This window comes from Lysinibacillus sp. CNPSo 3705, assembly GCF_028674935.1.
Lineage (GTDB): Bacteria > Bacillota > Bacilli > Bacillales_A > Planococcaceae > Lysinibacillus.
Window position 1 is genome coordinate 1 of sequence record NZ_JAQZSD010000094.1, and the last position, 12378, is coordinate 12378.

The 12378-nt window shown below is 39.0% G+C and carries 9 protein-coding genes; all 9 read right to left on the bottom strand.

The features are described 5' to 3' along the window. Positions 1-357: 357 nt before the first annotated feature. Entirely contained in the window at positions 358-618 is a 261-nt protein-coding gene (locus tag PVA17_RS22935) for a hypothetical protein (RefSeq protein WP_274069095.1), read from the bottom strand. A 114-nt stretch (positions 619-732) separates the two neighbouring features. Then, complete coding sequence (locus PVA17_RS22940; protein WP_274069096.1) at positions 733-1164, bottom strand: hypothetical protein; 432 nt, start codon at positions 1162-1164, stop codon at positions 733-735. A gap of 560 nt (positions 1165-1724) precedes the next feature. After that, on the bottom strand, positions 1725-2132 hold the full coding sequence (locus tag PVA17_RS22945) for an Imm12 family immunity protein (protein ID WP_274069097.1): 408 nt from the start codon (positions 2130-2132) through the stop codon (positions 1725-1727). Positions 2133-2151: 19 nt separating this feature from the next. Then, positions 2152-7695: an RHS repeat-associated core domain-containing protein gene (locus PVA17_RS22950; RefSeq protein ID WP_274069098.1), complete on the bottom strand. Its 5544-nt coding sequence runs from the start codon at positions 7693-7695 to the stop codon at positions 2152-2154. A gap of 29 nt (positions 7696-7724) precedes the next feature. Beyond that, complete coding sequence (locus PVA17_RS22955) at positions 7725-8123, bottom strand: DUF4280 domain-containing protein (RefSeq protein WP_274069099.1); 399 nt, start codon at positions 8121-8123, stop codon at positions 7725-7727. A gap of 272 nt (positions 8124-8395) precedes the next feature. Beyond that, the gene (locus tag PVA17_RS22960) at positions 8396-8893 is read right to left on the bottom strand and encodes a hypothetical protein (protein ID WP_248716435.1); all 498 of its coding nucleotides are present in this window, start codon (positions 8891-8893) and stop codon (positions 8396-8398) included. A gap of 39 nt (positions 8894-8932) precedes the next feature. Next, positions 8933-10030, bottom strand: coding sequence for a pentapeptide repeat-containing protein (locus PVA17_RS22965; protein ID WP_274069100.1), 1098 nt, complete (start codon positions 10028-10030; stop codon positions 8933-8935). 15 nt (positions 10031-10045) lie between these two features. Continuing rightward, on the bottom strand, positions 10046-11578 hold the full coding sequence (locus PVA17_RS22970) for a phage baseplate assembly protein V (RefSeq protein WP_274069101.1): 1533 nt from the start codon (positions 11576-11578) through the stop codon (positions 10046-10048). Next, a complete protein-coding gene (locus tag PVA17_RS22975; protein ID WP_274069102.1) occupies positions 11575-12219 on the bottom strand; it encodes a hypothetical protein in 645 nt (214 codons plus the stop codon). Before PVA17_RS22975 ends, PVA17_RS22970 begins: the two co-directional genes overlap by 4 nt. Positions 12220-12378: the final 159 nt, after the last annotated feature.

The window sequence follows — 12378 nt, forward strand, 5'->3', positions numbered from 1 at the left end:
CACCACGGACACCCTTGCTCTTGGCTAACCTCTACTTCTGTCTTCGGGGTTCGGGACTTACACCCTATAGTTCATACGCATGCCGGGCGCACTTAAAAAAGCCCTTCTGTCGCATCGGACAAAAGGGCTTACCAAAACAAAGAAATTATTAGCTTAAAAATATCACATAGCCCTTTTCTGACTTCACATGGTAATGCTAACACCGTAAAGGCATTGCCTTTGGAAAACAAGGGAAACCACGACCAAAGTTATTCCAGATAACCACAGCTCGTAGATGGCTTTAATATCATTGTCCTAAAAAAAGTCGTTCAACTGTAGATTATAAATATATTTTTTTACGAGATAGTAAGGAATAAATCATTCATAAAAAAGCTCAGTTGCCTTTTCCTGTAACTCAATACTAATTCCCTTGAATTCTTCTAATAGCTCCTCTTCAAAATAGCCCTCTTGAAATGAAAGTGCACCATAGATGTCGACCATAGCTAATGCTAACTTTCTGGAAATTGCCGCTTTATCTTTATAATATTGTGTTAATATATCCAGTGCCTCTCTTACTTGATTTAATAAATCAGAATCTAATTCCCTATTCGTTCTTAATTTTACTGGTCTGAATTTCACTTACTAACCCTTTATAATTATATCAATCGCTTCCTGTATCCCCAAAAATCACTTCATTTATAAATTCTACGAAAACTTATCTCATATTCTAAGGGCACACTTTAGTAATTTTTATTAGCAGGTACTCTTCCCTTTAACTAATACTTCTCGAGATAAAACAGCATTAGAATACGGACGCCCTTTTAAATCCATGCTTTCGCTTACTGATACACTTCGCCTTTTTTCATTGATGACAGCGGTTAACTGCTCATTAGTATCATAGGTGAATTTAACTTTCTTCCCACCTTGTTCTCGGGATATTAAGCTGCCAAGAATGGTGTAATCAAAGGCTACTTGCTTATGGTTATCTTTTGCAAAAATGACATCATTATAGGCATTGTATTTCAGCTGAACATCGTTACCATCTGAAAATAATGGACTTTGCCCAAACCCAGCTAGTTCAACTAAATAGTAGATTAAGAATCCTCGAACAAATACATGAATAAGAAAAAAATTACGTGAAAGATTATGATTTTTTCCTATGGAAAGGAAAACAGTTTTCTTCACTGGATAACTTTGTTACAGATATTGTAGATGTCATGAATACCGTTGAAGAATTACGTACAAAGGCAAAGTTGGCAATAGAACGGAAATCAATTTGAAGAAAGACAGTATCTCGATCAGATTATCAATATTTTCCCATGACAACCTGATCAACTTACTGAGATTGCTGATTATTTGTACTACCAACTACTTAACGAAATTGTTCGGAATAGATTAGAGGAACTTTGCAAGAACAAAATCATGAATATGCGCATTTTGAGACTCAGAAAGGGAAATTCAGAAGATTAATACGTATTTCCCATGAGATGCAGAAAACCAACATATGGATGTTTCCGCCTCCATTATGTTGGTTTTCTGGATTGTGATTGCTATCAAATGAACAATGTTAAAAATAAATACCGTTCAACTTGCTCACTTCCGCTTTCATGCCTTGTCATAAAACAATTAATGAAAAAATCGTTACTAATTGCTTTTCGTCAAGGTGCTTCTTTTAAAACTCCCCCATAATGTTAATTTATAATTATATTGTTTTTTCAGTTTGTCAAAATTCTAACAAAAGAAAATTATTCTAAACAACTTTTTAACGTTTGGTCAAACAAATCTTTGTTAAAATCTAATTTCTTAGCTACGCTTTTTTCCTTTATGGCCTCCGAACTATATATTAAAAGGTTCATTAAAGCATTTTTGAATATCACTTCATTTCTGTCTTCATCATCACTCCAACCAGTTTCATCCATACAAATATGGAGATCCATACACTTTTTTTTGGGTTTATAACTAAGTTTATAGACCCCACTACTTTCGTAATACCTAGTCACATCTCCATTAATAAATAAAAAGTAAGAAATCTCTGTTATATAATCTCCAAAATTTTCATTTGCGAATTTTTCCTTTATTAAATCTTTATATTTATAAACTGTTAATCGAATATTTGAAACTCCTCCATTTGCCACGGTTATATATATATCCATCAAAAACTCTCCTCTATCACTATGAATATGGACATGGACTTCCTGCCCTTTCATATATTTTCTGCGCTTTGGGACTTAATGCTTCACCTATTTTACTGCCTGCGTGTTTTTCTTTATTAAGCTTCCCTGGATTTTTCTCAGATAATTCTTTTTCCAAATCCAACATGTCAGAGCGACTTCCTCGAGACAATTCTTCAACAGTCCATCCTTTTGGCAATTCAGTACCATATCGCTTAGTCAAGTCATCAACTTCTTGGGTTATACCCCACTTTTGAAATTTGGCTTGATCATCATACATTGCATAAAGTGCAGCTACTGCAGGGGAATTCCTGCTATTCCCATGAATACCAGCCTTAGGTTTTGGTTTTCTTCCAGGTTTTTTAGCATATTGTCCATTTTTTCTCCTATATGGATTTCCTGCTAGCCCAAATTCGTCAATTTCAATGAGTGTATTTTTTGTGTAAGAATAAAGAGTAAAACCACCATCAAGACCAATCGGATCTATTTGAGTATAGATTCCTATACTAGGGTCGTAATATCTGAACCTGTTGTAGTAAAGCCCAGTCTCAAAATCCTCATACTGACCTTGATAGCGAAATGGTACAAAGTGCTTGTCCCCAGTAAGTTCTTTCACTCTACCATAAATATCTAACTCACTGGACCAAACTTGCTTACCTTCTGTATCAAATGCTTCAACTGGCGTACCAAGGTAATCACTGATAATGGTAAAATTACCTTCACTCGTAATTTTAGCCGTTGGAATAAACGTATCTGGCTCAAAAACCCAAGTTACAAGACTCTTGGCAATATCATTTGGATGTTGATTTGCATTTATAGTGGAAGCTTTACTGCCTTCACACGTATAACCACCATCTTCTACCCACTCATGCAGAATCTTATTTCCATCCCAAACAAAATGAGTAGTCTTACCATCATAACTCTTCTCAATACGCCTACTAAGTGGATCACACTTAAACGTTACCTCTTTTACCAGTTTACTCTGTGAAAAAAGTGCAGCCTTCGACATCATTCCATTGCCATAGTACTCGTACTTCCACGTACCACCATTCTTTTCGACTTTTTGAACCAGATTACCTTCCTTATCATAAGAGAATGATGCCTCTTTCGTTTCAAGCAATCGACTTCCGGTACCATAGACACGATCTGTTTTTTCTTTCGTTTCATACAAATTCCCGACATCGTCGACACTGCGATGTAAGAAATCAAATTGACCACCTTGATTGGACCAGACGAGGTTACTAAATTCATCGTAACCATAGGTAACTTTTACACCTGTTAACTCGTTTACCATGCTTCGTAATCGATTGTTGATGTCCCAATTATAAACACGTCTTCTTGTATCGCGGTTTTGGCTACTTATTCGATGATTTGTTGGTCTACCTGCTACATCATACTGCCATTTACTGATGACATCCCCTGGTAAGATTCTTTCAATCTCTTGACCGAGTTCATTGTACTGGATCACTGCTGTCCAGTTATCTTGCTCTGGGCGAGAAGCCGTTATTTGTGACACATTGCCCATTTCATTTCGAGCGACATCGATTTTTGCGCCTAAGCTACTTATAATCTGTGAGCGGTTGCCTAATTTATCATAGCTACTCGCAATCCAATGGTCATTTTTCCATTCCTTGATCACTTGTCCAGATGCGTCTCGCTCTAGTTTTACTTTCACATGCTCATTTTCAGTCTCAATTAACGAACCATTTTTGTCATAACCAAAAGTTTCCCAAGTACCATCATAATAATCAGCTCGAATGACATTCCCTAAATTGTCATGTTGATACGCAGTCCACCGATCGCCTGGACGTTGAATTCTCTGAACCAATCCTGCAAGACTTCGTTCATACGTTCTTTCCATATCATCAAAGCCAATTTCCTTAATGATATTCCCTTTTTCATCACGTTCAAACTGATACGCTTCGCCTTTTTCATTGATGACAGCAGTCAACTGCTCCTCTGTATCATAGGTGAATTTGACTTTCTTTCCACCTTGTTCTCGAGACACCAAACTGCCAAGAATAGTATAATCAAAGGCTACTTGTGTATGGTTATCTCTTGCAAAAATAACATCATCATAGGCATTGTACTTTAATTGAATGTCGTTACCATCTGATAGATTTGCACGTACTAGGCGATTCAAGTTATCATATACGAACTTCTCTGTGGCCCCTAACGGATTGGTTGTTGTTGTGCAGTTACCACGACGGTCATACGTCCATGTCGAACTTGTTCCGTCTGGCAATGTTACTTGACTTAGGTTCAGATCAGCATCATAAGCTAAGCTTACCACATGACCTTGCGCATTTGTCACCGTTTTAATTAAACATTTCTCATTATAGGAAAATTCAGTCTTTGTGCCATCTTCTAAAATATTAGCCTGTAATGTTCCATCTTCATTATAAATCCACTGACGACTTCCACCCTCTGCGTTAACTACCTGGATTAACCTATCCTTCTCATTGTACTTTGACGATAAAGTACTGCCATCTGCAAGCGTAATCGTCACTGGATTTGCCCACTCATCATAGCTATATGACGTGACACGACCATCTTCATCTACTGTTTGGAGTAATTCAAAGTCCTCATTATATTGATAGCTAACTTCACTACCATCTGGATGAACAATTTTCGTACAGAGATTATCCTCGTTAAAGTAGTAATAGCTTTTATGACCTAAGCTATTCGTAATTTCGTTATAGCCCTCGTGATATGAAAGCTCATAAGCAAGGACATTGCCATCTCCCCATGTTTTGATAACTCGTGCACCTGTAGTTGGGCCATCATAGCGCCAGAAGAAGCTATTTTTATTACGATCTGTTTTTTGCATCATTAAGTGATTCACATATTTTAAATGCGTACTTTGTCCTAACGCATCTTGGATTTTAATTAAATCTTGTCCATCATTGTAATCATAGCGAACTAAGACTTCACGGCTCATCTGGTTACGTAAGGCAACTTCTGTCATTCTGCCTACCTCATTAGTCGTAACTTCGAGCACTCTTCCAACACTGTCAGTTACTTGGGATAGGAAACCTTTAAGGTTATACGCAAATTGAATATGATGCGCTTGCTCATTTCTAACTTCTTTTAATCGGTAAGTTGTTTCTGTTATTTGTTCAAATACATATATCAATCGTGTATCATGCTCAAATAAATGATACTCCTCACCTGTATTTGTTAAGGTCATCCTCTCTCGTTTGTTAAAATAAGGTAAGTTTATTGGTAAAATTGGAAACCCTATCGCGCGACCATCCGTTACAACTATCCCAATCAGGTCTTCTTCTTCAAAAATTTCTAAGGCTAGGTCGTATGTAAAGTGCATTCCATGACCTGACAAGCCAATGCGACTACTATCACTGTACCATGATCGTTCCCATAAAAGGGGAATGGGTCCAGGTAGCTCAAAGTCGATACCTTCATAAATCATTCGCCCTGTAATTGCATCTACAGGATCCCCACATGTTTGGCTACGTTTTTTACTTTGCCCATTTGTACATTTTTGCTTCTTTGATCCTTTACGATTAAATTTCTTTAGCGCTTCCTTGGCCATATCCTTCATACCGTCTAATACCTTCGACACCCCGAGCAATTCATCCATCGATGAAACGACTTTATCTGCTGCTGTCTTCACGGCCTTAGATCCTTTGTTGGCTAGCGCCGATACTGCATCTAGCGTTTTAGACACTTTTGTGTAAGCAGCTTTCATTCCCTTTATTACTTTTGAGGCATCAGCAACCTTATCAACACCTTTTGCAACATCACCAGCTTTATCTAAGAGTTTTGCCCCTTTTTTGACCTTGTAGGCAGCTTTGGCGGCATCACCAACTAACGGGACCGCACCTACTAAGTTCATGGCTGCATCCATGTAATTCCCTCTTGCCAAGCTAATTCCTGCATTCGCAATATCCGCAAATGTACCGATGACAGGAATAAACCCAGCGATATCCAGCGCTGTACTTACACCATCTAATAAACTACTAAACCAGCCTTTTTTCTCTTTTTTCTCTTCTGCCTTTTGCGGGAAAATTAAGTCAACTTTACTCATAGCTTCGATTGCTTCTTCATTTAACTTCGGTGGCTGACTCTGCTTTTCTATACCTTCTTGCTCAATGAGCGTACTAATTAATTGGGTGTCAGCGGCCATTATTACATGGCTTTGTTCCTTTGCTGATATCGCGATCCATTCCTCAGCTTCTACGGCTAGCTCCTTCATCCCACTTATTTCGAGTGTTTCATCGGCCGCTAGCATGATGGTACTGTTACTTTGAAATGTTACGCCATCTCCATCATCCATCTTTAAGTCCAAGACGCCATCTACTGCACTAAAGGTAATATCACCAACGCCTAACGTCACATCTTTCCCAACATTGGTTGCCAATGATTTTACGGTAGTGTCCGCCATTTTCTTCGCCTGCTTTTGTCCACCCTCTGGTGTAGCTGGATTAACACGCACGGAGCTGATAACGATGGCTTCTTCTTCAACCGCACTTGGAAAATGCAATTGGGCACGTGCGCCTATTTGAGGCATTAAATACATAACACCATTGGCATCTGCTGAATACGCAAACCAATGTGCTTTTCCTTGATCCTGGCTTTTATCTATATCTAAATGAATTTTAACGGTGTTTTGCGTAACATCAATAATCTTTCCTGTAAATGCTGCACCAATGAGATCTAGATTGCGTACTAACCGCTGACGAATACTTTTCTCTGGTTGGGCAGTATATTGAAACTTCAGCACGCCCCCCTCAAGAAGGGTTTCCCTAGCCGTTACAATATAGGAGCTTCCCTTGAATTGCACCAACGTGCCCAACTCATGGGGTTCCGTGCTTTCAAACTCACAAAATGTATAATCGGCTTCACTCACTTCCGTCCCATCGTTTTCTGTAATCAGGCGATACGCATCAACGTCCATACGTACTATAGAAGGCAGATGGTCGATCGTTATGCTTTTCCTACTTTGAGGTGTACCGAGCCAAAATCGAGCACCTTTTCCTTTTAAATCAGGAAAAACAACGGCGTGCAAACGGGAGGCCATTCTTTTAATAAATTCCCAATCTGTTTCTAAGTATTGAATCGCAATACTACCAATGGCTTGACCGTTAGAAGCTTGGTCGATGTAATCCCCATTAGGATAGGCTTTCACGATGTTATTTATTAACTGCACATACGTCATATTGGCATCTTGAAAAGAACGTGAGCGCTTCGCAATATCCATATTTGCTGTAAATGATACAGCCTCAACAGAGACATAGTGCACCCCTTGAGCTGCCTGCAACTCCGCGTTTTCTATTCTTCCTGAGAACAATACGGCACTGTCTCGTCCAAATTTCACAACTATTTCATCCGTATGATTGACTCGTTGAATATACTTTTGCGCTTGCTCCTCAGCAATCATTCCCGTAAAGTACAATCTCGCATGGTCATTGCCCTTATGTTTGATCGTTAATTTATCTAAATGAATAAGCGGATAATTCCATTCGAGCACAAGATCCTCATACGTACTAATCATGTGTACTTCCTTTTCTTCTAGCGATTTCATTACTTACCTCCTTTCCATCAACCTCGTCTTTAAAATCCTTGTATCGGTATTTCTACTTCCTCTTGCCCGTCATGAATAATTTCGATTTTGCCTCCACCTGCTGAGCATTGGGTATGGCAGCGGCTTAATAACGCTTGCTTTCCCTCGATATTGACATTTTCCATGCCTTCCATCCAATCAATAGAGCATGTTGGTGTGCACGGTTTTTCTAACTTTAGGCAAACACCAAAGGTTGGAATGTTGTCAGGGTTTCGATCCCCTACATTCATGACGGCTTTCTCTTTAATAAAAACGCCATGATCTTGCGGCAAATTTAAATAATTTAGGTGGCTACCATGCTCGCAGGAAATGATGGCGCCATGTACGACATAACTAAATTGCTCCTGTTCCGAACCTTCTGTTTCCAAACTTTCTACAACTTGAGCCATTAAATATCCTTCCTTTCATATCGATTGAACACTGTTTCAAACTACGACAGTGTTTTGGAATGATTTAGCTTATGATCATAACGTGTAGTTGATTTCCGTTCCGACTGGGCGCTTTGTTGCTGTCGCTACACTTTCGCAGAGAAAACATCCGCTTCTCTAGGGCCAACACGATGTTGGTTACAAAGTAGTCGCCCAGTCTCCACTCCCATCAACTTATATAAATGGCATTCATCCACAACTTTGGATAATGAGCCATGATTTATTAGAATGATCTATCGACTTTGTAGTTTTACTCTCTGCAACTGAATTCCGAGATATGGTCGTCGTAGCATACTTTCTGCCACATCTAAATTGACGATGGTGAACGATTCCTTTTTACCGTCGACTTGAAAAATACAATCTAGTTCCACCTTCTTCGGGTCAATTACGAGCTCCTTTATTTGTCCGTCTGGATAATAAATCGTCTCATCTGAAATACAGTTCTTCTTCACAATATCCATAAGCCAATGTACGCGCTGTGTTCCTTTCTTCACATCCGTAAAGACAATGGCTGTAAATTCTAAGTTATCCTCATATTTCACAAGCAATCCTTTCAAATCATCCGACACGATTCTTCGAGGCTTCTCTAAATAATCCAGATATATCGCATTGTCTTTTTCAATTACTTCCCCGAATACAGATGAACAGACAAAGTTATCATCGAGGTCTGTCTTGAAAGGAATGATTGGATTTGTAATACTTTGATCTTGCCGAACAATAAAATATTCCATCTTTTCCTCCTGCAACTATCATTTCTATTGATTTCAACGTTAATGAATCCAATGAATGTCTTTTATCTGGTCTGGGCTAAATTGACACTTCTCTTGATCGCGTTTAAAGAAAGTAGCTCCTTTTAAATTGGCACCTGTAAAATTGGCGCCTGCAATCTGCGCAAACTCAAATTTTGCATTTTCCAAATTCGCATGACTGAAATCAGTGCCTAAATAACACGCTACTTCATCATCGGGAAGCATCATTGTTTTTCCTTGTGCATGCGTAAAATTAGCGCCTGCTAAATTGGCATTACGAAAATCAGCATCTTGAATGGTCGCATATGAAAAATCAACATTCGCTAAGCTACAATCTACAAAACTAGTACCGATGCAAACACTTTGTTTCAATGAAGCCCCTTCTAAGTCACTGCCATTGAAATTCGCATAAGAAAAATCCATTTGGTCGAAATATTTTTGCTGTAATGGTAGGCTCGAGAAATTTTCAAATGTATAAGATTTATCCGTCTCGTTTTTCTCTAACCATGAGAGAAGATTTTGTTCCACTCGTTCCCGGTCATCGATGACCCCGACGTCTTCACTAAATCCTTTATATTCCCCGACACGAAATCGCAAGTATGCGGCTCGTTGAAAGTCTATTTCAGGTACGCTGTCTTGTTGATAGCGGAAGAGATAGCGCACCAATTGAATAATATACTGATGAAACAGAATCACAGTTTGTTGAATAATTCCTCGAACATCAGCTGCTTGGATGTAGAGGTATGGCTTTCTTTCTTTTTCAAGCGTTGTGTGTAAATCTATAATCGCCTCACTAAGCCATTCCGCTTCATACTGTGCCGTACATTCGCCCCAATCGTAGTACCATTTTTCTCCATACGCTTCTAGCAAATACGTACACTTGTTATCTAGTAATGATGTTCGCAGCAATGAAAAATGAATAAAGGCAACTGGCGCTAACCTCCCTTGCCCCTGCTGCTCTCTAATATTTGCAAACAGCTGTTCAAGTGAGTGAATAATTGGTTTTAATAAGATTTCCTTCTCTTGGCGAAACTGGCGATCAACCTTCTGTTGTAATCGGCTGATATGAACTGACACGCATTCATCCATAAAATGCTGTAATGCTTCTTCTCGTTTCATGCGTCCACATCCTCACTAATTTGCTCGTACTTCTGTTCCTTTAATCTCCATTTTGTCTTCCATCTTGATGGAACTATCTTTACAAGTCATCTCTATTTTCTCGCTCGCATTAATCATAATTTGCTTCGCATTGATGGCGACTTTATCTGTTGCTTGTAAAGTAATATTTTTATCACTTATGATGGAGATCCCATTATCATCCATAAGCGAAATCATTAATCCACCACCAGATATGACAATCCGATCCGGTGCAAGTAGAATTTGTTTGCCGTGCTTCGTTCTGAGTGTTTTGACATCTGGATCAGCCATCCGCGCTGGGTCTTGGCGACTATCCTCGGGTGGTGCAGGTCTTGACCCGCCGCCACCTCCGCCTCCGCCACTAGCACCACCACCGCCTCCTGGACTAGGCGGATTCGTTGCTGCTAACATCGAACTAGATTGTGGTGGCGCTTTTGACACAGAACTAATCGCAATCCCTTCATCCTCGCGATTGCCTGGGAAATAAATTCTCACATTATCAGAAAGCTCTGGCATGAAGTACCAGCCTGTATTATCTTCTGATGCATAGATCGTTGAATACGGAAACCAATACGCTGTATCTTTATCTTGCCCCTCGTCGAAATCGACATGAATACGAATTTTATCCCCCGCAACATCGATTACTTTGCCTTGAATAGAGGCGCCAATAATAGCTTGATTATAAGTAGTGTGGACACTGAAGCCGTTCTGAGGTGTTAACGTATAAATATGCTTGAACAAGCCATCTTTTAAAGTTGAGTAGATTTTATAGACAAATAACTTTTTTGATTGGAACGTCACTTCATTGCCTATTTTGAATGGTTGGAACGATTCTACTTCATAGTACATGTAATCACTATCAGTAATACCGTCGAGATGATTTTTACTGGACACAAGGAAATTGCCGATCGCCTTTTTAACTCGATAATTGATGGCCTCCATTTTTTGCGTACCCCCAGCTTGAAACGGCACACCGAAGTAAAACTTAGCAGCCGGGTGAACCGTATCTGGCACCAGACCTGTATGGAAGCGCGATGCCATTCGTTTAAGAAACTCCCAATCCGTCTCTATATATTGCATCGTAAAGCGGCCAATAGTAGCGCCCTTTGAGGCATAATCCATGAAATCTGCACCTTTTTGATCGGCAATACATGCATTTATTAATTCACTATAGGGCATACTCGCATTTTGATAGGTTTGATTTTTCTTCTTCACATCTAACACATACGTATGCGAAACGGCTTTAACCTCCAAATAATAGGTGCCCAAAACCGATTTCACTTGTACATCTAATGCCAGCCCATTGAAAATAGGAATAGTTTGTCCACCACTACCGATTTGCACGACTTCAATAGCCGTTTCTGCATCGGTCATATATACATAGGAATCTTCGAGTTCATCAGGAATCACGCCCGTTAAATGCAATGTAGCATGCTCATTCATTTGTTGCGTAATTTCGATTTGATTGACGCGAATATTATAGGGCATTACGATGATATCTTTATACGTCAAGGCTGTTTCCTTATTCATTCAACAACACCTTCCCCATCTAATAATTTGTTTTCAACAACGATAGATTCCATCATGCCGTAAGCAATTGGTTTCCAAATATCCATCTCTTTTTTCAAACAATTAACCGAGCCCATCGTCACATTCTCGCCTACTATAAATAAAAACATTAAGTTATAAATTTTGTTATCTAGTGCTGGTGAAATGAAATCAAAGTAGCCCATTTGAAAACCGTTCACTTCATTCATGCCAATATCCAACATTTTTGTAGTTGGCTGCGTTTTTTGAAGGATATTCCTCATAGCCTCTGTGAAGTCTTCTAATTCCTCTTCTTTTACCTGTTGTTCCATAATTTTCAGCGTGACATTGATAGACGTACTTTCACTTGTGTAAATATAATCAGGTCTACGACTGGATGGATATTTGATATCCATTAATTCAGGCTCCATCACGTCAAATGTTGCAGGCATACACATCCGAATTTGCCCCTCATAAAAACTTATTTCTTTGAACGCAATCGTTTCATCTTCAATCATGAGCTGACCATCTTTAATCGCTTGCACGATATCAGTATGTAATAATTGGTTTTCGATGTTCTCCATTCGCTTTTTCTGCCTTGCATGTTTCGTCATCTCGATAACTTCTTCATCCATAAATTTCATTGTTTTCGCTCCTTCATATCGATTCTGTATTCATTCCATCTTATAACCTTATATTTTTTCGCTTTCCTATTAAATAACACCGATTACTTAGGTCATTTTGTTATTAATTTAATTTTTTTCAGTAATATTCCAGTAATAAATACATATATGGCATTGTAA

What these genes read in the sequence shown, in the direction of transcription:
- PVA17_RS22945 (WP_274069097.1), bottom strand. Translation starts at nt 2,132, where the DNA reads ATGGATATATATATAACCGTGGCAAATGGAGGAGTTTCAAATATTCGA.
- PVA17_RS22950 (WP_274069098.1), bottom strand. Translation starts at nt 7,695, where the DNA reads ATGAAATCGCTAGAAGAAAAGGAAGTACACATGATTAGTACGTATGAG.
- PVA17_RS22955 (WP_274069099.1), bottom strand. Translation starts at nt 8,123, where the DNA reads ATGGCTCAAGTTGTAGAAAGTTTGGAAACAGAAGGTTCGGAACAGGAG.
- PVA17_RS22960 (WP_248716435.1), bottom strand. Translation starts at nt 8,893, where the DNA reads ATGGAATATTTTATTGTTCGGCAAGATCAAAGTATTACAAATCCAATC.
- PVA17_RS22965 (WP_274069100.1), bottom strand. Translation starts at nt 10,030, where the DNA reads ATGAAACGAGAAGAAGCATTACAGCATTTTATGGATGAATGCGTGTCA.
- PVA17_RS22970 (WP_274069101.1), bottom strand. Translation starts at nt 11,578, where the DNA reads ATGAATAAGGAAACAGCCTTGACGTATAAAGATATCATCGTAATGCCC.
- PVA17_RS22975 (WP_274069102.1), bottom strand. Translation starts at nt 12,219, where the DNA reads ATGAAATTTATGGATGAAGAAGTTATCGAGATGACGAAACATGCAAGG.